This is a genomic window from Caulobacter sp. DWR1-3-2b1 (assembly GCF_049895765.1).
GTDB lineage: Bacteria > Pseudomonadota > Alphaproteobacteria > Caulobacterales > Caulobacteraceae > Caulobacter.
Genome location: NZ_JAFCSZ010000009.1, coordinates 112185 through 133054 on the forward strand (window position 1 = coordinate 112185; position 20870 = coordinate 133054).

The window sequence follows — 20870 nt, forward strand, 5'->3', positions numbered from 1 at the left end:
GCAGGAAGGAGCCATCAAATGGCCGACGCTTACATCTTCGACGCCGTGCGCACACCGCGCGGCAAGGGCAAGAAGGACGGATCTCTGCATGAGATCACCGCCCTGTCCCTGGCCAGCCAGGTCCTGGAAGCCCTCCGCGACCGCAACAACCTCGACACCTCCTATGTCGACGACGTCGTCCTGGGCTGCGTCTCGCCGGTGGGCGAACAAGGCGCCGACATCGCCCGCACCGCCGTCCTGACCGCCGATTACGCCGAGAGCGTCGCCGGCGTCCAGATCAACCGCTTCTGCGCCTCGGGCCTGGAAGCCGTGAACATGGCCGCCGCCAAGGTTGCCTCCGGCGAGGCCCAACTGGCGATCGGCGGCGGCGTCGAGAGCATGAGCCGCGTGCCCATGGCCAGCGACGGCGGCGCCTGGCCGACCGACCCTTCCAGCGCCTTCAAGACCTATTTCGCGCCACAGGGCGTCTCAGCCGACCTGATCGCCTCGCTGTACGGCTTCAGCCGCGACGACGTCGACGCCTATGCCGTCGAAAGCCAGCGCCGCGCCGCTGCCTCGTGGGCTGACGGCCGCTTCCGCAAGTCAGTGGTCGGCGTCAAGGATCAGCTGGGCATCACCATCCTGGACCATGACGAGACCGTGCGCGGCTCCACCACCATGCAGACCCTGGCGTCGCTGAACGCCTCGTTCCAGGGCATGGGCGACATGGCCTTCGACGCCGTGGTCACCCAGCGCTATCCGCAGGTGGAAAAGGTCAATCACGTCCACCACGCCGGCAACAGCTCGGGCATCGTCGACGGCGCCGCCGGCGTCCTGATCGGCACCAAGGAAATGGGCGATGCCCTGGGTCTCAAGGCCCGCGCCCGCATCAAGGGCGCAGCCTCGATCGGTTCGGAGCCCTCGATCATGCTGACGGGGCCCTCGCTGGTCACCGAGAAGCTGCTCAAGAAGCTGAAGATGGAGGTCTCCGACATCGATCTCTATGAGCTGAACGAAGCCTTCGCCGCCGTTGTCCTGCGCATGATGCAGGCGCTGGACATCCCGCACGACAAGATGAACGTCAACGGCGGCGCCATCGCCATGGGCCACCCCCTGGGCGCGACCGGCGCGATGATCCTGGGCACCATGCTCGACGAGCTGGAGCGCTCCGACAAGGAAACCGCCCTGATCACCCTGTGCGTCGGCGCCGGCATGGGCACCGCCACCGTCATCGAACGCGTCTAAGGAGCTAACACCATGGAAAACTTCAAGATCGAGGTCGATTCCGACGGCGTGGCCCTGGTCACTTTCGACGTGCCCGGCCGGACGATGAACACCCTGACCGCCGCAGTCATCAAGGAAGTCGGCGAGATCGCCGAGACCCTCAAGTCCGATCCCGCTATCAAGGGCGCGGTCATCACCTCGGGCAAGGCGACCGGCTTCTGCGCCGGCGCTGACCTGGGCGAACTGGGCGGCTCCGGCGGCATCACCGGCGGCAAGACCGGCGAAGAAGGCCTGAAGGCCGCTTTCGAGATGGGCTTTGCGCTCAACAAGGCGTTCCGCGCCATCGAGACCTGCGGCAAGCCGGTGGCCGCGGCCATCAACGGCCTGGCCATGGGCGGCGGGCTGGAGATCACCCTGGCCTGCCACTATCGCGTCGTGGCCGACAATCCCAAGATCCAGCTGGCCCTGCCGGAAGCCAAGGTCGGCCTCCTGCCCGGCGCCGGCGGCACCCAGCGTCTGCCGCGCCTGATCGGCGTGATGGCCGCCGCCCCCTACCTGCTGGAAGGCAAGTCGATGAGCCCGGCCGAGGCCCTGGGCCTGAAGGTGGTGCATGAAGTCGTGCCCGCCGACCAGGTGGTCGAGGCCGCCAAGACCTGGGTCAAGACCAAGGGCGATCCCGTCGCCCCGTGGGACAAGAAGGACTTCAAGCTGCCCGGCGGCGGCCCTCACAGCCCGACCGGCAGCCAGGTGTTCGTGATGGGCAACGCCATGCTGCGCAAGCAGACCTATGGCAACTATCCGGCCCAGCTGAACATCATGAAGGCGGTCTATGAGGGCACCCAGGTGCCGTTCGACGCCGCCCTGCGGATCGAGACCCGCTACTTCCTCAAGACCATGATGACGCCGCAGGCCAAGGGCATGATCCGCACCCTGTTCCTCAGCTTGCAGGAGCTGGGCAAGGGCTCGGGTCGTCCGGCCGGCGTGCCGCACTACGACGTCAAGAAGGTCGCCGTCCTGGGCGCCGGCATGATGGGCGCGGGCATCGCCTATGTGCAGGCCATGGCCGGCATCGAGAGCGTGCTGATCGACCAAACTCAAGAAGCCGCCGACAAGGGCAAGTCCTACGCCGAAGGCTTGGTCAAGAAGGCCGTCTCGCGCGGGAAAATGACCGCAGAGAAGGGTGAGAAGATCCTCAGCCTGATCACGGCGACCACGGACTATGAGCTGGTCAAGGGTTCGGACCTGGTCGTCGAGGCCGTGTTCGAAAACCGCGAAGTGAAGGCCGAGGTCACCAAGAAGGCCGAAGCTCAGCTGGCCGACACCGCCATCTTCGGCTCCAACACCTCGACCCTGCCGATCACCGGCCTGTCGAAGGCGTCAGTGCGCCCGGCCTCGTTCATCGGCATCCACTTCTTCTCGCCGGTCGACAAGATGGGCCTGGTCGAGATCATCATGGGCGAGCAGACGTCGCAGGAGGCCTTGGCCAAGTCGATCGACTACGTCCTGAAGATCAAGAAGACCCCGATCGTCGTCAATGACAGCCGTGGCTTCTACACGTCGCGCTGCTTCGGCACCTTCGTGCAGGAAGGCCTGGAAATGATGGCCGAGGGCATCGCCCCCGCTATCATCGACAATGTCGGCCGCGCCACCGGCATGCCGCGTGGTCCGCTGGAGATGAACGACGACGTTGCGCTGGACCTCTCCTACAAGATCGGCGAGCAGACCAAGAAGGACCTCGGCGACAAGTACGAAGAACGTCCTTTCGCCCCCGTCCTGGAAAAGATGGTGGTCGAACTGGGTCGCCTGGGCCGCAAGAACGGCAAGGGCTTCTATGACTATCCCGAAGGTGGTCAGAAGCGCATCTGGCCGGGCCTCGCCGACCTGATGCCGGTGACCACCAAGGACGTCGACGCGGCCTTGATCCAGGAGATCCGCACGCGGCTTCTGTATCGTCAGGCCGTGGAAGCCGCCCGCTGCTTCGAGGAAGGCGTCATCGTCGATCCGCGCGAAGCCGATGTCGGCGCGATCCTGGGCTGGGGCTTCGCGCCCTGGACCGGCGGTCCTGTCAGCATGATCGACGGCATTGGCCTGACGGCCTTCGTCGAGGGCTGCGACGCCCTGGCCCAGAAGTTCGGCAAGCGCTTTACGCCGCCGAAGCTTCTTCGCGAAATGGCCGCCAACGGCGAGACCTTCTACAGCCGCTTCGGCGTCAAGACGAAGGCGGCGGCTTAAGCTTCCATCGACGTTGAAACATGAGAGGGCCCGGCGGCGACGCCGGGCCCTTTTCATTTCAGCCGCGAGACGTTGTGGCCATGCTTGCGCCGCACCGCCTCCCTATCCGTGACGCTCGTTTGGACGGGCGAGACAGACACGGATGCTGGCGGCCCTCGCCCTGATCGCCGACAGGCCTGCGCGACGGCGGCGCAGCACGACGCCGTGGATCGTCCTGGCCTCCTTGGGCGCTCACCTGCTGATCCTTGGCGGTCTCATTGCCGGCGTGCGGGTCATGCCGCCGCTGGTCGAACCGCCGGTGCTGAGTGTGGAACTGCTGCGGCCGGACCAGCCCATCCCGACAGAACCGGAACCCGTCCGACCGGCGCAGGCAGCGCCGGCCCGGTCCACCGCAGCCGCTCCATCCGCGCCCGCCGCGACCCCCCTCACCACGCCCACTCCGTCCCCTCCCGCTGACGCCACCGCTCCGCCCGGCTTCAAGGCGCGCGGCCTGACGGGCGGCGGCGAGGCGCTGCGCGAGGCGGCGCGGAACGCTCTCGGTTGCCGCAACGCCGACGCCCTGGCCCTGACGAGGGCCGAACGCGGGGCCTGCGCCGAGACGCTGGGCGAGAAGAACAAGAACGGTCCGGCGCTTTACGCCGTGATCGATCCGGAGAAAAAGGCCGCCTTCGACAAGGTGTGCAAGACGGACGACGACTGGTGCCTGTACCGCACCGGCAAGGGTCCCTATCCGGGGCTTCTCGGCCTGGGCAAGAAGAAGAAGCGCGACGACTGGTGAGCCATGGCTTTGCCCTCGTCAGAGGACTAGGCTGCCGTCATGCGCAACAACCTCATCGGCGACGACCGTGTCCTGCTGGACCGCTATATCGAGAGCGTCCTGCTGCGATTCAGCGACAACAAGTACAATCTGGGCGAGGCCACCGAGGAGCTGGCCCGGGCCTTCATCCAGGTCGCGGCCGGCGAGCCCGACTGGCTGGACCACATGCGCGGCGTGGTCGAGGCCGGCGACGACGCCTGAGCCCCAACGAAAAAGGGCCCCGTCTTTCGACGGAGCCCTTCGCTCATCTAGCGCCTAGATGACGCTTACCAGCCCTTGGTCAGGGTCAGGTACACGCGACGCTCGGCCTCGAGACCGGCGGTGTGGCGCGCGCGTTCCTCCAACAGGTTCTGGCCACTGATCGCGACCGTGAAGCCTTGCTCGAACTGACGAGCCACCCGGCCGCCGAGGGCGACATAGCTATCGACCTGCGACAGGGTCGAACCGATGCTGTTCTGGAAGTCGCCGACATGGCGCAGGAAGCCATCGGCGGCCCACTGGTCGTTCTCCCAGCCGAACGCGATATTGCCGCGATAGGTAGGGGTCATCAGCTCGAACGCCGCAGTGCGGATGATCGGCGAATAGCCGGCCTTCGGCTTGTCATCGACGTCGGTCCAGGTGTAGTCGCCACTCCAGTGAAAGCCGCCGGCGATCTTGCCCGAGGCCTTCACTTCGATGCCGGCCATTTGCGAGTCGCCGATGTTGCGATAGCTGATCAGCGGGAGGCTGGTAGCCGTCGGGGCGACGTCGAGCTGCGCCGCAGACGGCTGGCCCTTCACATCTTGCGTCTTCTGCACGAACACCGAAGCGCCGAATTTGGCGTTCAGGGCCGGCAGGGCGCGATCATAGCCCAGTTCGTAGTTCGTGACGATCGAAGGCAGCAGGTTCTGGTTGCCGGCGACGCCGATGGTGAAGGGGCCTACGGACGCCTTCAACTGGACCGCGCCAAAGTCGATCAGGGTCGGAACCTGCACGCCGCGAGCAACCGTCATGCGCACGGAGTCGAGCGAGGTCGGACGATAGACTAGGCCCAGATTGTAGCTGGCTTCCTTGACCTTACGGTCCCACGCCGCATTGGTGCGCGGGGTAAAGCCGGTCGGGAACACGCCCGTGCGCTCCAGTTGCAGGGTGTCGTGGCGAACCGCTGCGGTCGTCGACAGCTTGTCGGTGATCGCCCAGGTCCACATGCCCGACGCCGCGAAGACGTCATAGGACACCGTTGCGCCACCGATGGGGGCGGTGTTGACCTCGTTGTGGCGGTATTCGCCGCCGACGCGGAAGGTGTGAGCGGCGCCGACCTTGAACAGGTCCTGGACGCTGACCACGGTGATCTCGTTGTCGAACCTGGCCCGCTGGCCGGCGACCAGATGCTTGGCCGCCAGGGTGTTGCGGTAGGCCGATAGCTCCAGCGTGCCCAGCTTGGTTTCCGAAGCCAGGGCGCCCTTGATCGAGCTCGTCACATATTTGCTCGGCGAGTAGGCGGCGCTGGAAATGACTTCGCTGATCTGGGTGTTGGACCACGAGCCTTCGATGCGCAGCTCGGTCTTGTCGTTGAGCTGGGTCAGGGTGTCGAGATTGGCGGAAACCCGGGCTGGGTCCGTCAGCTGACTGTTGCTCAGGCCGGCGATGTTGTTCTTCCACTCGTCCATCTGGACGGCGCCGGCCGACAGGCGGGCCGAGAACTTGTCGCCCAGCTTGATGGTCTTGACGGCCGAGATCTCTTGATGGCCGCCGGCGCCAGCGCGGACGGTGACCGATCCAACATTGTCGAACTTCGGGTTGAAGGTGATGATGTTGACCACGCCGCCCACGGCGTTGAAGCCGAACAGGGCGCTGTTGGGGCCCTTGACGACTTCGATCTGGCGGATTTCTTCCAGCTGCACCGGCAGGGTCGCCCAGGCGGTGTAGCCGTAGTGGTCCAGATAGACCTGGCGGCCGTTGATCAGCACCAGCAGGCGGGGCGACATGCCCTTGTTATAGCCGCGGACGCTGATGTCGGAACCGGCGGCGCCGGCGTTCAGCACGTCCAGGCCGGCCACGCGGCTGAGGATGGTCGGCAGGTCGGTCGCGCCCGAGCGCTTGATGTCGGCGGCGGAGATGATCTCCATCGCGACCGGAACCTCGGTCGAGCGTTGCGGCGAGCCGGTGGCGCTGGTGGTGACGGGCTCGTTGAACAGCTGCTGCATCGCGCCATAGTCGATCGACTGGGCGGAAGCGGCGGTGGCCGAGGCGAGGATGAGGAAGCCGACCGAAGCGCCGGCGAAGAGAGTCGTTTTCATGGGTTTGTCTCTTTCGAACGCTGGGGTCAGACTTCGCGGATCATCATGCGGAAGGCGGCCTTGAAGACCGCGCCGACCGCAGCGGCCGCCGAGCGGCTGACCACGATTTCCACCTTGGGATCAGCCGAGACGCTCATCACGCAGGCGCCGCTGGTGGCGCAGGAGACGTCGGATCCGATGGTTACGATCTTCTTGCCCTTGGCGGCGGCGCCGACCGGGCCGGCATTGACGCCGGTGGTGATGTAGAGGGCGGCCACGCCCGAGACGCCGGCGACATCGCCAGCTTCCACGGCCTTGCCGACGATGGTCAGCGAACCGGCGCTCATGCCGCTGCCGATGGCGGCCATGACGGCGTTCTTCTCGGCGACGGAGGCCGGCTTGGACGGATCGAAGACGACGCCGAGCGTGGCTTTGCCGGTCGGGCCGTTTTCAAGGAAGGTCAGTGCGCGGCCCGCGACCTGCAGGTCCTTGGCGGCGTCGGCATGGGCGCTCAGCGGCGCGGCGGCGAGCGCCAGGGCGCAAAGCGCTAAGACGCCAGGCTTGGTTTTGTTCGACATGTGTTTATCCCCGACCCCGGTTGCTGCCGGGTTTTCCTGCTGGGGACATGGCGTCAAGACAGTAAACAGAAAGTAAGTGGCGTTCGGAGAACGCGGTCATCCGCGCATCAGTTTCCATTTGTTTTCAAGTGCAATAGAGTGAAGGCTCCAACACTTCCCGCTAATATTGACCCAATATGCGCCATTGTGCCGGCGTTGAACAATTTCCGCCCCCACACAGCCAAACAGTCGGCGGCTGGCGGACTTGGTGTCAGCTCATGGTCAAGGTTGAGGCTTGTATCGAGCCCGGCGTACGGCAGAGTTCGCCGGGCTCAGAGCAGCATTGCCGCGATGCAATAACTGAAATGGGCATTTTGTCGCAGATGCGAAATTCATCCCGCGCGGCGCCCTTGCGGGCGCCGGCGGATGACCCGCAAAGGAAGAGCGCCGGGCGACGCTCGCCCTGGACTAGAAGAAACGTTCGCCAATCCGGATGGTGTCTCCGGGCGCGACGGTGACCGACGGCGTCAGTTCCATCTTGGTTTCTTCGCTCGCGCCATTACGCTTTACGAAGACCTGCCTCTTTTCGGCGCGATAGGTGTAGCCGCCAGCGGTGGCGACCGCGTTCATGACCGTCAGGCCCGAGGTATAGGGATAGGTGCCCGGCTTGGTCACTTCACCCAGAATGTAGAACGGCCGGAAGGTGAGCACCTCAGCGCTAACGCGGGGCTCCTTCAGATAACCGTCGCTCAGCGAGCGTTGCACGGCGTCCTGGAACTGGCGCAGGCTGAGGCCGGAGGCCTTGACCTCGCCAATCAGCGGCAGGGAGACCATGCCGCTGCCCGTGACGAAGAACTCGCCCGACAGCGTCGGCTCGCCATAGACGGTGACGCGGACCTTGTCGCTGGAGCCCAGGAGATAGTCGCCGTCCTGAGCGGCAGCGGACGGCGGTTGCTGAGCGCGAGCTGGCGCGGCGCTCAGCGCCCCGAAGACCAGCACACTCACCAACAGGACAAAGAGCCAATTTAGGTTTCGTCTGACGATAGTCATCGGATTGAAGTCTCTGAATAAGCGTGTCCCTGCCGCGTGTCATGACACGAGAGCAGAGCAGCGACAAGCATGCGACTTAAGCGCTACGAGACTTTCGGGCCTGAAGTATGACCGGTGGCCCTTCGATCAAGCGAACGGCGGTGAGAACGCCCGTCGCATAGGCTCCTGTATCAATATTAATTCGGTCTGAACCGATGAAGGGCTCTTCATCCGGCGTGTGGCCGTGAACGACGACGCAGGGCAACCGATGTGGCTGCGAGAGAAAGTCGTTGCGGATCCACAGCAGATCCTCGGACTTCTGACGGTCCAACGGCACACCCGGCCGAACGCCGGCATGAACGAAGAAGTAGTCTCCATAGGTCGCCGACAGCTCCAGCGCCTGAAGGAAGGCTACATGGCTGGCCGGCACCTGGGTCTGAAAACTGGCCTGGATGTCACGCCAGGCGTCCTGATCCACCCGACCGATCGGCCGGGCCACGCCGTAGGACGTCATGGTCTCGCCGCCGCCGAACTCGACCCAGGCCGCGCCAGCCTCCGGATTGTCCAGGAACGACAGCATGGTCTGTTCGTGGTTGCCCATCAGGGCGCGGACCTCGAACGCCCCCTGATGGGCCGAGGCGGTCGTTAAGGCGATCAGCCGGTCGATGACCCCGCGCGAGGCCGGGCCGCGATCCACATAGTCGCCTACGAACACCAGGACCGGCCGGTCCTGACGATGCAGCGCGGCGAAATCCCGCGCGATCGTGTCCAGCAGATCATCCAGCAGGTCCAGATAGCCGTGGATGTCGCCGATCGCGTAGACGACGCGCCCCTCCGTCGAGGCGGCGGCCGCCGGGCTGGGCTTGGGGCGGAAAAACTTGAACTTCATCACTGTCCACTCGGGCGCTTCGACCGCCCAATGAGGCGGGGCGCAACTTGCCTGAGACGGGAAGTTCCATCAACCACCCGCCGAAGAACGTTACCAGCCAGTATACCACACTCTAATACCTAGCGTTCACCACAGTTATTCTCATTTCATTATTCTTAATTTCTTAGTCACCACATGTATTCATCCTCAAATCACCAGTCTTTTTAAGCCGATAATTGGTCTATAATTGCATTGTTACGTCGTCATTAAGGGCGATGTTTCGATGAATATCCGCAAACAACTCATCCAGTTCGCCAGCGTTGCTATTGTCTTGGCAACGGCCACGATCGTACACGCCGGAACCCGGCCCTTCATGGCGCGCGGCGAAACGGTGGAGGCTCCTCCCGGCTTCACCCATCTGTGCGGGCAGAACCAGGCCAGCTGCGGAGCGCCCGCCGCCTTGATCGCCCCGACCACCACCCTGGCCATGACGGCGCTCAGCACCTCGTCGCTGGGCCGGACCTGGCCGATGGTCATCGCCGCCGCCGGGCGTCAGGCGTCGGATGCCGCCGCCGAAGCCACCGAGATGGGTCTGATCGTCGTCGAGAGCCTGCAGGCCTATCGCCCCGAAGCGGTCGAGGACTTCCTGCCCGCCGGCGTCGTCCGCCAGTCCGTCCCGGCGCCGATCCTGATGGCGGCCGGTCCGGCTCAACTGGACAAGGGCCAGCTGAAGCTGATCACCAACATCAATCGCGACGTGAACCGCGACGTTCGCAAGTCCAGCGACTTCGACCTCTATGGCATGCCGGAATTCTGGTCGTTGCCGCGCGTCATCGACGGCCAGATGTATGGCGACTGCGAGGACTACGCCCTCGAAAAGCGCCGCCGCCTGATCGAGGCCGGCGTTCCTGCCGAAGCCCTGTCGATGGCCGTCGCCGTCACCCGCCGCGGAGAGCGCCACGCGGTTCTGGTCGTCGCCTTTGAATCCGGCGACGTGGTGCTCGACAACCTGACGCCGTGGCCCACCCCCTGGGCCGACCTCGGTTACACTTGGATCCAGCGCCAGGTCGCCGGCTCCAGCGCCTGGACCACCGTCAGCTAGAGCCCTTTCCGACCTGATGGCTTCATCAGGGTCGGGCGAAAAGGGCTCTAAATCATAAGTTTAGAGCATTTTTCGATCCGATAACCGTTTCACACTTATCGGAAAATGCTCTAGAAAAACTGCCACGCCCTGGCCGCCCCCCCCCTTTCCAAGGCGGCGGCCAGGGGTTGGGACAAACGAAAAGCCCCGGAGAAATCTCCGGGGCTTTTGGTCGTTCAGAGAACGAGGGAAAGTAGCGGTTGTTAAGACACTAGGCGGATCGCTTCGACCGCCAGGCCCCAGAACCCGGCCGAGACGACAGCAGCCGACAACCATCCGAGGGCGCGCGGCAGGCGCCTGATCCCGCCGGCGGCGGTTCCCGTCACGGACTGCATCGCGGAAAGTTCGGCCGGGATCATCGACATGGGGCGCTCCTATCGCCTCCAGCCTAGTGAGCGAGCGCTAAGTTCCCACTAACGAACAGCGTTTACGCAGCGCTAACGCAATCTATAGTTAACCTACGGTTTAGAAGTGACGCCTTCGCCGCACTGCGATAAACAGTTTGTGGATGGCTTGGGAATGTTTCTTCAGCCAGCGCATGGCGGGGATCACGCGGTGAGTGGGGCCTGGAACACGGAAGTTCTGAAACGCGACCCCGCGACATTTCTGCCGCGTGTCGCTGTCGATCCAATCAAGCGTTTCTGTGACGTTCTCGCGTCGGCTTTACTACTTTTCTTCTTCCTCCCCGTTCTGTTGCTTGCTGCTCTGCTGATCCGGCTGGAGTCGCGGGGACCGGCCCTGTTCCGCCAGACCCGCGGCGGGCTGAACGGCAAGACCTTCATCATCTACAAGCTGCGCTCGATGCGTTGCGAGGAGAACGGCGACAGTGTCGTTCAGGCCAAGCGCGACGACGACCGCATCACCCGCATCGGTAAGCTGATACGCGCCACCAGCATCGACGAGCTGCCCCAACTTATGAACGTCCTGAAGGGCGACATGTCGCTGGTCGGGCCGCGTCCGCACGCCCAGGCACACGACGCCTATTACGGCGCGCTGATCCCGGCCTATCAGATGCGCTTTCAGGCTCGCCCGGGCCTCACGGGCCTCGCCCAGATCAAGGGCCTGCGCGGCGCGACCAACGACGTGGACGACATGGCCAATCGCGTGAAGGCCGACATCGACTATATCGACAACTGGTCGCTGCTCACCGACCTGCGCATCATGCTGCTGACCGTGCCGCACCTGCTGCTGGCCGAGAACGCCTACTAGAGCATTTTCCGATAAGTGTGAAACGGTTATCGGATCGAAAAATGCTCTAAACTTTTGATTTAGAGCCCTTTTCGCCCGACCCTGATGAAGCCATCAGGTCGGAAAGGGCTCTAGCGTCTCGGCGCAAACGGCCTTCCGGCCCGCCCATCGGCTCCACAAGACAGACACCCGCAACGAGGCGCCCGGATCCGATCTTATCGGACCGGCGGCGGCTCCATGCGCAGGACAGCGATCTGAAGGGCCATGCCGACCCGGCCCGCCGGATTTTGCACGGCGTTGGCCATGGCGATAAAGCGCTTGGGGGCGTGGCGCCGGCGCCACTCGATCTGCAATTGATAGATCGCGGCCCTGCGCGCCGATAGACTGATCCCACCCCAATGCTCGTAGGCAAACATCGTCCGCCGGTCGAACAGGCTGGTCTGCAGCGGCGCGACCGCGAAGGAGCGCTCCAGAGCGATGGTGGAGGCCCCTTGCTGTCCCCGGGCGAGGTCAACCGCCGCGCGCCGTAACCAAGCTGCCCCCGATGCAGGTCGCAGGCCCACCTCCCGCGCGCTGAGTCGGTCCAGACGGTCCAGTTCGACGGCATCCAGGTTCGGCCGGGCCAGACCGGTCTCGATCCGCCGCGCCAGAGCTTCGGCCGGGGCGGTGGGCCAGGCCGTTAGATCGCCGCCGAGGCGCGAGGCCATCATCGGCGCGGTAGCCAGAACCGACGCCAGAAGCACCGCGCCAGCGGCGGCGCCCGCCCCCCACGAGAGCCGGCCATCGGCCTGACGCGGCAGGCCCGCGCCAGCGCTCGTAGATCCGACCACGCCGAGGACAAGGACGGCGAGGGCCTGGATGGCTGGCGCCTGAAGGGCGAAATCGGTGACCCCGTGCAACAGGAAGACCAAGGCTGCGCAGGCCGTGGCCCGAGCCCATGTCGCCGCCGAGCCCTCTCGCAGACCGCCGCGCAGGATCGGCCAGATCAGGGCGATGAACAGCAGCGCCATGACCACGGCGCCAAAGACGCCGCCTTCCTCCAGCCACTGCAGATAGAGATTATGCACGGCCCGCACGTCGAACAGAACGCGCAGGTTTTCCTGGGTGGCGACCAGCTGATTGACGGTCGGGAACGAGCCCAGACCAAACCCGAACCACGGCGAAGACTGGAAGGCCTCCCAGTGTGGCGTAAAGATCGCGGTTCGGATCGAGATGTCCTGCTCGGTATTGTTGAGGCGCTCGGCGACCAGTTCCGTACTACGCAGGCTAAGAGCCCCGATCACGACGATCAGAGCCGCCGCGCCCAGGCCAGCGACCACGCGGAAGCGTTGGCGTTGAGCAATGGCCTCCCAGACCAGCATCAGCCCCAGACCAACCAGGGTCGCGGCCAGACCGGCGCGGGAGGCGGTCAGTAGCAGGGCCGTCAGAAGCACCCCGACAATGGCCAGACAGGCGACCGCCTCGGGATCGCCGCGCTTGAGCATGGCCAGGCCGCGCTGGCGGCGAACACGGTTGGCGGTCGCCGCGACGGCCAACAGAATGCCACCGCCAAACACGGTGGCGGCGCTGTTGGGGCTGAGCAGGGTGGCGACCAGACGGCTCGAGCGCCGGAGGCCGACATGGTCCAGGAAGGCCAGGGTCGCATAGACGCCGATCGCCATCACAGCGATACGCAGGAACCAGCGTCCGCGGGCTTCGGAAACCCCGACTACGCGCGCGGCGACGAACAGGCAGGCCAAGCCGAGAAGCTGCAGAACATTGAGTAGCAGGGCGGAGCGATCGACCGTCAGGGCGCCCATCTTCTCAGGCACATAGCTCCAGACGGGATGGGGGCCGCCAGGACCCCAGGGACCCAGGGACCACAGCACGGCCAGCAGCAACAACAGGAAGAGAGGGACCTGGATCGCCATCCCGCGCAGTCGCGCCAGATCGCGCCTGGCCCAAGGACAGGCCGCCAGCAGACCGATCAGAAAGGCCGCATAGACCCCACTGAACAGGCAGGCTGTCGAGATCTCGCTGGCCCCAAAGGCGATGACCGCCATGAAGACCAGTCCGAGAAGGACGCCGACAGCGACCTTCTCGGACAGAACCAGCCGACGAACGGCGCCACGGCCCGAACGCGCGGGCGACGCGGGCGACGGCCGCGCCGGCGCCCTAGTCGGCATAGTACTTACGGTAGCTCTTGTAATAGTAGTTGGCGTCGCCGTAGCCGTAACGCGTCTGGGCCTTCAGATCGACCTGGGTCAGGGCCAGGCCCGCCACGAACACGCCGCGACCTTGCAGCAGCCCGATGGCGGCGGTGATCGCCTTGACAGGGGTCTTCTTCCAGCGCGCCAGCATGACAACGGCGTCAGTGTGCGGCGCCAGGATGCGCGTGTCGGCAATGGCCAGCAGCGGCGCGGTGTCCAGCAGAACCACATCAAAGCGATTGCGCAGCTCGGCCAGCAGCCGAAGCATGGCTGGCGAGCCCAGAACGTCGCGCGGCGTATAGGCCGACTTGGTCAGGGCCAGGACCTTGGCGCCGCTCGGGTCGGAGATCAGCGCCTGGTCCAGGGAGCAGACGCCATTGAGCACTTCGAGGAGACCCAGGGTCGGCACTTCCGTCAGGAAGCGGTTGATCGCGCTCTGGCGCAGGTCGCAGTCCACGATGATGACGTTGGCGCCCGAGGTGGCCAGGGTGCGGGCCAGCGAGAAGGTGGTGGTGGTCTTGCCTTCGCCCGGCAGGGACGAGGTGACCGCGATCACCTTCACGGCCTCGCCGACCTTCGAATAGAGAATCGCCGCCCGCAGCTTGCGGAAGCTTTCGGCAAAGGTTGAGAGCGGTTTGGCCAGCAGATAGTCGGGCGGGCTCATGTCCCGCGCCAGCTTGGCGTCTTCGATCGCCGAGCTCAGCAGCGGGATCGAACCCAGATAGGGCAGGCCGATCCGGCGTTCTACCTCGTCCTCGGTGAAGATGCCGGCCATCAGGATCTCGGCCAGAACCACCGACGCAGCGCCGGCGCCCAAGGCGAGGACCAGACCCAGTGCCAGGTTCAGCGAAGGCTTGGGATAGCTGGGCGCGGTCGGAATCTTGGCGCGCGACACGACGCGGGCGTCGGCCTGCTCGATGCCCTGGCTGCTGGAGGTCTGCTTGAAGCGAGCCAGCAGGGATTCATAGAGGGTGCGAACCGACTCGGCTTTACGTTCCAGTTCGTTCAGCCGGATGCTGGCGCGGTTGTTGCCCGCCAGAGCGCCCTTTGACGCCGAGACGCTGCCGGCCATCGAGCCAGTGCGCTGACGCGCGACCTGAGCCTGGGCTTCGAGGTTGGAGATGATGCGGCGGATTTCGGCCTGGATCTGACCGTCGATGTCCGTCAGCTCGCGCTTGGCCTTGAGCAGGTCCGGGTGGCGGTCGCCATAGCGGCCGCTCATGTCGGCGACCTTGGCGCTCTGCTCGGCGCGCTGCTTGCGCAGTTGCTGAACGACGGGGGAGTTCAGCGACTCGCCGACGTCCTCGCCGGTGCTGCCGCGCGCCAACTGGTTGCGAGCGATGTTGAGGCGTGCGTCGGATTCGGCCTGCTGGGCGCGGGACGAGGCCAGCTGTTGGTTCAGGCCCGAGATCTCCTGCTCGGTCAGGGTCGCGCCTTCGGCGCTCATCAGGTTGTTGGCGATCTTGTATTGCTGCACGGCCGCTTCGGCCACCTGCAGCTGGTCGCGCAGTTCGGCCACGCGGGTGTCGAGCCATTCATTGGCCTTGGCCGTGGCGTCGAACTTGGCCTCAAGCTGTTCGGTCAGATAGAGGTCGGCGAAGGCGTTGGCGATCTTGGCCGAGTCTTCGGAGTCGGTGTGGGTGTATTCGACCGAGATCAGATAGGTCAGGCCGGAACGGCGAACCTTCAGGCCCTCGAGCAGATTGTCGACGACCTTTTCCTGCTGGCGCTGGGCCTCGACGGAGTCCACAGCCGCCGTCGGCGCGACCACCTTCTTCACCCAGGGGAGCCACGAGGCCACGCCCTTGGCGCCCGGCGCATTGGGATTGAAATACGGGTCCTCGGTCAGCTTCAGCTGCTTGACGACCCGCGCGGCCAGGGACCGCGACTTCAGCACCTCGACCTCGGTGTCGACTACCGAGGAGTCCGCCGGCAGGCCCGACAGGACGGCGCTCATATCAGCGACCTGCTCCTTGCGGACATCCAGCATGACCTGGGCGGTCGCCGTATAGCGCGGCGTTTCCTGCAGGGTGTAAAGCAGCACCGCCACGAAGACCGCCAGGGCCACGGCCGCGAACAGCCGGAGCCGACGACGGAAGGTGGCGATGGCGATGTTCAGATCAAAAGACATCGCTCCGGCGCTAGGCGCCGGAGCGTGTTGGGTCTCGAAGGAAGAGCCGTCCATGGGTACTCTCGATGGGGGCCCTGGGTCGGACCTTAGGGCATCATTCTACGACTGGAAGGATGACTTAGAACTGAAGAGCGACCGAAGCTGCGAGCTTGTTGTCGGTGAACGACGAGCCCTTGGCTGTGCCGGAAGATTCCTGCTTCAGGTAGGTATAGGTCAGGAACAGGCCGACATTGCGGTTCAGCAGATAGGCGGCCGAGGCGTTGAAGCCCGTACGCTTGTCGTCGCGATCAATACCTTCGTACTTGTCCTTGCCGTAGCTGGCGTTGGCGGCCAGCAGGACGTTGCGGAGAAGTTCGTGGTCGATGCCAGCCGAGACGCTGTTGGCCAGATAGCCTTGCGAACCCCGGGCCGTTGATTCTTCGATGCTGCGCGAGCCGGCGACATTCAGGGTGGTCAGTTCGGTCGGGAACCACTCAACACGCCCCCTGGCGCTAAAGCCATCAATGTCAGCGGCGTAGTTGTCGTACGACTGGGACATGTAACCGGCTTCGACTTCACCGCGAATGGCTTGCGACAGATCGAAATTGGCGCCGACCGTGGCGGCGTAGCCATCTGAATCACGAGCGCGAAGCGGTGCAATAGCAGGAACGCCCGGAGCTGCGGCGCGGCCCAGAGTATCGACGTCGTATTCCTTGGTGTTACCAACCAGCGAAGCAAACACGGCGGTGTCGGGACTGACCGCATATTCGGCCTTGCCTCCGTAATAGAACTCGTCGCGATCGCGGGTGTTCTGATTAAATGACAGGCTGCCCTGATCGTCGTAGTCGAACTTCTTGGTGTCCAACTTGCCTGTCAGGCGCAAGCGGTTAAATTCCTTCACGCCGGTCAGGTTGCCCGACCAGAGGTAGTATTCCACCGGCTTGGCTGTCGCACCGGCCGGCGTACCGGCGGTGATCGCCGTACGGGGCTCGGTCAGAGCCTGCCATTGGGCCGAGGCAGAAACGTAGGAGCCACGCTCGACATCCAGGCGACCGTTGAGGCCGAGGGTGTATTCCTCGGTGTTTTCGGTGTCGAAGTCGGCATAGCGATTGATCGAAGCCGAAGCGAAAGCGCCCAAGGCGTGACGCGACCAATTGGACCGCGCGGCGAGCTCGGGCTTCACCCGCCAGATCACGTCGGACTGTTCGCCCGTCGCGACGGCGTAGACGTTGTCGTCGTGAACAGCCTCGACCGTTACGCGCGGATACAGTGTGAAGCCGCCGGCCTTGACGCCAATCGCTTCGTAATCAGGCCGCGGGCGCTGACGAACACTGGTGTTCTTGTCGCGCTTGAAGTTCGAGCCCAGGTCTTGGGCCACGGAAGCGGCAGGAACGGCCGCCATTATCGCGGCCGCCAGGGCCGCCGATGTCAGAATTCGCATATCGTATATCCCCACCTCAAGACGCCGAAAGACGCCCTTCAGATCCCAAACACAAACACAGTACTCAGAGGGCGGGTCAGGCCCGCCCTCCTTAACCTAACCGCAGTAGGCGGCGACGACGCCTGCGCAAGGGTCGAAAGGCGCCACCACGATCTGAGATAGAGCCGCCGGAGCCGCGCCGTCACCGCCGGTGGTGGATGCGCTCTGCAAGCTCGTCAGGACGCTCACCGTGGACTGGGTCGTGAAGGCGTCGGTCGAAGCCGTCGCAGTGCTCGACTGGTTGGTGCCGCTGGCAACTTGCTGAGCAAAAGCCGGAGCGACGTCCGCGGCGATCGAAATCGCCAGACCGGCCGGGATCACGCCGCTGTTGGCGGCCGCGGTCAAAGCGGTGGCCATGGTCGATTCCGACGCGCCGGATTCCGACAGAGCCGCCTGGATGGCAGCCTTCAGCGCGGCGGCCTTCTGGTTAGCGCTCAGGGCGGCGAAGCCCGGCTGGGCGGCGCGCGTGCGAGCCGCCGTTGCGATGACCGTCTGCAGCTGCGCCGCAGTCGGCGGAACGGTGGCGGCCGGCGGGGTTTGAGCCAAGGCCGACGCCCCACCCATCGGGCCGGCGACGATCGCCAGACCCAGCACAATGGCGCTCGTGAAACGCGTTGACATGGCGACCTTCCAAAATGGATTAAGAGTTGGGAAACCTATACTGCAAGAGCGAAGAGGGCTCCAGACCCTTTCTGCAAGTCTAGGGCGAGGCCGCGCAAGAAGCGTGCTTCCGCAGCTAACCAGCCAATTTTTTGAGCGAAAATCAGCACTTCGGGTCTCGGCTTGGATAAAATACGTAGAAACTGCCCTCGCGAAACCTGCAACAGCCCGCTCAAACAGCCCGTTTATTCACGTATCAGGCGAAGCCGCGGCTCGCTGTGAATATTATCACAACACGAGCGACATAATTGTCACGGAATTCCTGATCTGTCAGGTGAGCAGGCCCGGAGTCACGGCCTACGCCGCTTGAGTTGCCGAATAGCCCGCAGCACGGGGCGTTCAATGCTGGGCCAGATCAGCAAAGCCACGAAGCCCAAGATGACAGTTCCGGCCAGCAGCACGAGATCGATCCCTTATTTCGGTTTCGGATAGCATTCGTTCGTGACAATTAACCCTGTGCGCAAGGCGTGAGGGCCAAGAGTCGCCAATTCTCAACTCAACGCTCGCGGCGCATACAGCAGCCGCGCCAATCGCGGCGGGCATTGGATGTTTCGCATACAACCGGGAGTCCACCGCTCGGGTGCAGAGGTGGAAAATGGTGCCGCTTAGGTGACTCGAACACCTGACCCCATCATTACGAATGATGTGCTCTACCAGCTGAGCTAAAGCGGCCCACGGCGCATTCGAGACAAAGCCCGGCGCGAGGAGGCGCCTATTTAGCGGCGCGAGGGCCGCTTGCCAAGCGTCTACGTGCGCCCGAGTTGCGACGCGGCGCCGGACCCTCTCCGGAAGGCTCCGGAAGCGTCGGGGCCTCAAAGACTCCCGGATCGTCGGGGATCGGCATCAGCGGCCCGCCGACCTCGGCCGCGCGAACGAACGGCGTCGATTCCACATAGGCCGACGGCAGTTCGGGCAGATCGTTCATGGTTCGCTCGCGCCGCTCGTGGCGTGGATGGATCAGTTCGCCGGTCTCCGCAAAGCTGACCGCCAGGCGCGCCCAATCCTCGCGGCCATAGGCGAAAGCCCGGCCTTCCGGATCGAGATCGGACCAGTCGGGCTCCTGCGGCGCGGCTGAGCCCCGGGCGATCCAGGCGCGCGCCTCATCGGCCTCGCCATTGGCGAAGGCGACGCGAGCCATGAGGCCCGCGAAGCGGACCGTGGGAGCCTCGTCATCGAGCAGGCGAGCGGCCGCGCGGGCCGCGACGGGATCACCGCCCACAAGGCCGCTTTCGACGCGCAGGATGCGGCTCTCGCGGGCGTCGGGCTTCATCGCCGCAAGGGCGGCAAGGCGCGCGGCGCGAACCTTCGGCGTCTCGCTGGTCTTCAGGTCGCGATAGGCCAGCCAAAGCGCCGGGTGGGGCGCGCTCCTCCAGGCGACCTCGATCAGTTGCCCCGCCTTGGCGACCTTGCCGTCGGCGGCCAGCAGACGGGCGGCCATGACCACGCCTGGCGCGAAGTCGGGCTTGAGCTTGACGGCCTGGGTCGCGAAATCGAGTGCCTGGCTGCGCTTGCGAGGGTCCTCCGAGCCTTCCAGGCTGGCGGCCGAGGCGGCCAACAGGGCGGCGCGAGCCCGCTCGGCGACCACCGGCGGCACGATCTTGCGGTCCAGAGCAGCCTGGGCGAGGTCGAGCGCGGAGGCCCAGTCGCCAGCCTTTAATCGGGATTCCAGCAAGGCCCGCCAGGCCCAGCGCGCGGTGCGGGCGAGGCCGAAGGCCGTCTCGGCGTGGCGCACGGCGGTCAGCTTGTCGCCTTCGGCCTGCGCCGTTTGCATCAGGCCGCGCAGGCCGGCCAGGCGCATCTCGGGAAAACCCAGCATGGCGTTGTAGGCGGCCTTGGCGGCGGCATGGTCGCCGGCCGTCTCGGCCGCCTGGGCGGCGAGCACGCGGACCAAGGCCGGGGCGTCTTGGGCCAGCTCGGCGGCCTTCTGGGCAAGGCGCCGGGCTTCGGAACCATCGCCAGCCGCAACGGCCAGGAAGCCGCGCGACAGGGCCTCGACGCCCTGCTGGCGCTTACTTTCGGCGCGGGCCTGGGCGGCGCGGCGCGGCGCCCCGATCACCCAGATCAGGCCGCGCCACAGGACCGTCGCCAACAGGGCGGAGAACAGGGTCAGCAGAGCCGCCGCAGCCGCCGTCATTTCGACGCGCCAGCCCATCCAGTCCAGATGCGCCCGGCCCGGCTCGCCCATCAGGGCCAGGGTAGCGACGGCCAGCGCGGCCACGAAAAACAGGATGAAGGACGCGCGGATCACGGGACGGCCCGTGAAACCTGGGCGAGACTGGCCAGGGCGTCGGCCCGGATGGCCGCCACGTGCCGATCCACCTCGACACGGCGCTCGGCCGAAGCCAGCCATGAGGCCAGGACCACCCGGGCCGGATCGGGGATGGCGTCCAGCGCCCGGATCGCGCTCTCGACATCGCCCTCGTCGAGCAGACGCTGGGCGAGGGCCAGCTTGGCGTCCGGCGTGGTTCCCCCTGTGGAGCCGACTTGGCGGATCGAGACGATGCTGGACAGGGCGTAGCGGACGCGGGCCAGCAGGTCGGCGTCCTCGCCCGGGTTGCGCGCGGCGGTTGCGGCGCGGCCAGCCAGCGACTCAAATTCAGCGGCCAGACCGGAGCGAGTCGGGGCGCCCGTCTGGGCCAGGCGCGACAGGGCGCGCAGGCCAGGCGACATCGGCAGCACCCGCTCCAGGCTGGCCAGTTCTTCGTCGAACGGACCCGAAGTCTGGGCGGCTTCGGCCAGAGACGCGGCGGCGAGGGATGCCGTTGCGGCATCCAGAACGCCTTTTTGGCCAGCTTCCAAGGCGCCGAGACGGGCTTCGAGGCGCTGGATCTCGACCGCAGAGCTTGCAAGGGGGGGAGCACCGGCCTCGACCGGCAGCGGCGAGCCGATCGGCAGGCGGGCCGACGGGGGCGTCGTGTTGGGCGTGGCCTGAACCTGGCCCTCGCGAGCGCTCTTTACAGGAAACCAGGTCGGCCCAAACCGGGTGACCAGCGCGCCCAGGATCACACAGAACACGCATAGGGCGATCATCGCCCAGAAACTCGGCCCGAGAAGAGGGCGACGGCGGGCGTACAGCGCGGGATCGCTGGGCGTGACGATTTCAGCGGGATCTGGAGCGACGTTCATGTCCCATTCGTG

General features: G+C 65.3%; 17 protein-coding genes and 1 tRNA gene. 6 read left to right on the plus strand and 12 right to left on the minus strand.

Annotation, left to right across the window (positions count from 1 at the left end):
• Positions 1 to 18: 18 nt before the first annotated feature.
• From ACP69S_RS10855 to ACP69S_RS10870, 4 genes are all read left to right on the plus strand, one after another.
• On the plus strand, positions 19 to 1224 hold the full coding sequence (locus tag ACP69S_RS10855; protein ID WP_425997078.1) for an acetyl-CoA C-acetyltransferase: 1206 nt from the start codon (positions 19 to 21) through the stop codon (positions 1222 to 1224).
• Positions 1225 to 1236: 12 nt separating this feature from the next.
• Entirely contained in the window at positions 1237 to 3435 is a 2199-nt protein-coding gene (locus tag ACP69S_RS10860; protein WP_425997080.1) for a 3-hydroxyacyl-CoA dehydrogenase NAD-binding domain-containing protein, read from the plus strand.
• A gap of 142 nt (positions 3436 to 3577) precedes the next feature.
• Positions 3578 to 4213, plus strand: coding sequence for a hypothetical protein (locus tag ACP69S_RS10865; RefSeq protein ID WP_425997082.1), 636 nt, complete (start codon positions 3578 to 3580; stop codon positions 4211 to 4213).
• A gap of 39 nt (positions 4214 to 4252) precedes the next feature.
• Entirely contained in the window at positions 4253 to 4453 is a 201-nt protein-coding gene (locus ACP69S_RS10870; RefSeq protein ID WP_425997084.1) for a hypothetical protein, read from the plus strand.
• Between the two features lie 65 nt (positions 4454 to 4518).
• On the opposite strand, the gene ACP69S_RS10875 is transcribed toward ACP69S_RS10870, so the two are convergent.
• From ACP69S_RS10875 to ACP69S_RS10890, 4 genes are all read right to left on the minus strand, one after another.
• Positions 4519 to 6531, minus strand: coding sequence for a TonB-dependent receptor plug domain-containing protein (locus ACP69S_RS10875; RefSeq protein ID WP_425997086.1), 2013 nt, complete (start codon positions 6529 to 6531; stop codon positions 4519 to 4521).
• A 26-nt stretch (positions 6532 to 6557) separates the two neighbouring features.
• Positions 6558 to 7088 (minus strand): hypothetical protein, encoded by a 531-nt coding sequence (locus ACP69S_RS10880; protein WP_425997087.1) that lies wholly within the window; start codon positions 7086 to 7088, stop codon positions 6558 to 6560.
• Positions 7089 to 7535: 447 nt separating this feature from the next.
• Positions 7536 to 8117 (minus strand): polysaccharide biosynthesis/export family protein, encoded by a 582-nt coding sequence (locus ACP69S_RS10885; protein ID WP_425997089.1) that lies wholly within the window; start codon positions 8115 to 8117, stop codon positions 7536 to 7538.
• Between the two features lie 76 nt (positions 8118 to 8193).
• Positions 8194 to 8985 carry a metallophosphoesterase family protein gene (locus ACP69S_RS10890; protein WP_425997091.1) on the minus strand — a complete coding sequence of 264 codons (792 nt, stop codon included), beginning with the start codon at positions 8983 to 8985 and terminating at the stop codon, positions 8194 to 8196.
• A 262-nt stretch (positions 8986 to 9247) separates the two neighbouring features.
• Between ACP69S_RS10890 and ACP69S_RS10895 the strand changes: the two genes are divergently transcribed.
• Complete coding sequence (locus ACP69S_RS10895) at positions 9248 to 10066, plus strand: transglutaminase-like cysteine peptidase (protein WP_425997092.1); 819 nt, start codon at positions 9248 to 9250, stop codon at positions 10064 to 10066.
• Between the two features lie 242 nt (positions 10067 to 10308).
• On the opposite strand, the gene ACP69S_RS10900 is transcribed toward ACP69S_RS10895, so the two are convergent.
• On the minus strand, positions 10309 to 10470 hold the full coding sequence (locus ACP69S_RS10900) for a hypothetical protein (protein WP_425997094.1): 162 nt from the start codon (positions 10468 to 10470) through the stop codon (positions 10309 to 10311).
• Between the two features lie 190 nt (positions 10471 to 10660).
• Between ACP69S_RS10900 and ACP69S_RS10905 the strand changes: the two genes are divergently transcribed.
• Positions 10661 to 11314 (plus strand): sugar transferase, encoded by a 654-nt coding sequence (locus tag ACP69S_RS10905; RefSeq protein ID WP_425997134.1) that lies wholly within the window; start codon positions 10661 to 10663, stop codon positions 11312 to 11314.
• 194 nt (positions 11315 to 11508) lie between these two features.
• Here the strand turns inward: ACP69S_RS10905 and ACP69S_RS10910 are convergent, their stop codons facing one another.
• The 7 genes from ACP69S_RS10910 to ACP69S_RS10940 form a co-directional block, all read right to left on the minus strand.
• Positions 11509 to 13458 carry an O-antigen ligase family protein gene (locus ACP69S_RS10910; RefSeq protein ID WP_425997096.1) on the minus strand — a complete coding sequence of 650 codons (1950 nt, stop codon included), beginning with the start codon at positions 13456 to 13458 and terminating at the stop codon, positions 11509 to 11511.
• A complete protein-coding gene (locus ACP69S_RS10915; protein WP_425997098.1) occupies positions 13448 to 15667 on the minus strand; it encodes a GumC family protein in 2220 nt (739 codons plus the stop codon). Before ACP69S_RS10915 ends, ACP69S_RS10910 begins: the two co-directional genes overlap by 11 nt.
• A gap of 64 nt (positions 15668 to 15731) precedes the next feature.
• Positions 15732 to 17033 carry an outer membrane beta-barrel protein gene (locus ACP69S_RS10920; RefSeq protein WP_425997100.1) on the minus strand — a complete coding sequence of 434 codons (1302 nt, stop codon included), beginning with the start codon at positions 17031 to 17033 and terminating at the stop codon, positions 15732 to 15734.
• Between the two features lie 96 nt (positions 17034 to 17129).
• Entirely contained in the window at positions 17130 to 17693 is a 564-nt protein-coding gene (locus ACP69S_RS10925) for a hypothetical protein (protein WP_425997102.1), read from the minus strand.
• Between the two features lie 635 nt (positions 17694 to 18328).
• A tRNA-Thr gene (locus ACP69S_RS10930) sits at positions 18329 to 18404 on the minus strand.
• A 40-nt stretch (positions 18405 to 18444) separates the two neighbouring features.
• Positions 18445 to 19980 (minus strand): heme biosynthesis protein HemY, encoded by a 1536-nt coding sequence (locus ACP69S_RS10935; RefSeq protein WP_425997104.1) that lies wholly within the window; start codon positions 19978 to 19980, stop codon positions 18445 to 18447.
• Positions 19977 to 20858, minus strand: coding sequence for a COG4223 family protein (locus tag ACP69S_RS10940; RefSeq protein ID WP_425997105.1), 882 nt, complete (start codon positions 20856 to 20858; stop codon positions 19977 to 19979). Before ACP69S_RS10940 ends, ACP69S_RS10935 begins: the two co-directional genes overlap by 4 nt.
• Positions 20859 to 20870: the final 12 nt, after the last annotated feature.

Coding starts and splice junctions, on each gene's coding strand:
- ACP69S_RS10925 (WP_425997102.1), bottom strand. CDS start 17,693: ATGTCAACGCGTTTCACGAGCGCCATTGTGCTGGGTCTGGCGATCGTC.
- ACP69S_RS10920 (WP_425997100.1), bottom strand. CDS start 17,033: ATGCGAATTCTGACATCGGCGGCCCTGGCGGCCGCGATAATGGCGGCC.
- ACP69S_RS10855 (WP_425997078.1), top strand. CDS start 19: ATGGCCGACGCTTACATCTTCGACGCCGTGCGCACACCGCGCGGCAAG.
- ACP69S_RS10885 (WP_425997089.1), bottom strand. CDS start 8,117: ATGACTATCGTCAGACGAAACCTAAATTGGCTCTTTGTCCTGTTGGTG.
- ACP69S_RS10865 (WP_425997082.1), top strand. CDS start 3,578: ATGCTGGCGGCCCTCGCCCTGATCGCCGACAGGCCTGCGCGACGGCGG.
- ACP69S_RS10890 (WP_425997091.1), bottom strand. CDS start 8,985: ATGAAGTTCAAGTTTTTCCGCCCCAAGCCCAGCCCGGCGGCCGCCGCC.
- ACP69S_RS10900 (WP_425997094.1), bottom strand. CDS start 10,470: ATGTCGATGATCCCGGCCGAACTTTCCGCGATGCAGTCCGTGACGGGA.
- ACP69S_RS10940 (WP_425997105.1), bottom strand. CDS start 20,858: ATGAACGTCGCTCCAGATCCCGCTGAAATCGTCACGCCCAGCGATCCC.
- ACP69S_RS10875 (WP_425997086.1), bottom strand. CDS start 6,531: ATGAAAACGACTCTCTTCGCCGGCGCTTCGGTCGGCTTCCTCATCCTC.
- ACP69S_RS10860 (WP_425997080.1), top strand. CDS start 1,237: ATGGAAAACTTCAAGATCGAGGTCGATTCCGACGGCGTGGCCCTGGTC.
- ACP69S_RS10870 (WP_425997084.1), top strand. CDS start 4,253: ATGCGCAACAACCTCATCGGCGACGACCGTGTCCTGCTGGACCGCTAT.
- ACP69S_RS10915 (WP_425997098.1), bottom strand. CDS start 15,667: ATGGACGGCTCTTCCTTCGAGACCCAACACGCTCCGGCGCCTAGCGCC.
- ACP69S_RS10880 (WP_425997087.1), bottom strand. CDS start 7,088: ATGTCGAACAAAACCAAGCCTGGCGTCTTAGCGCTTTGCGCCCTGGCG.
- ACP69S_RS10910 (WP_425997096.1), bottom strand. CDS start 13,458: ATGCCGACTAGGGCGCCGGCGCGGCCGTCGCCCGCGTCGCCCGCGCGT.
- ACP69S_RS10895 (WP_425997092.1), top strand. CDS start 9,248: ATGAATATCCGCAAACAACTCATCCAGTTCGCCAGCGTTGCTATTGTC.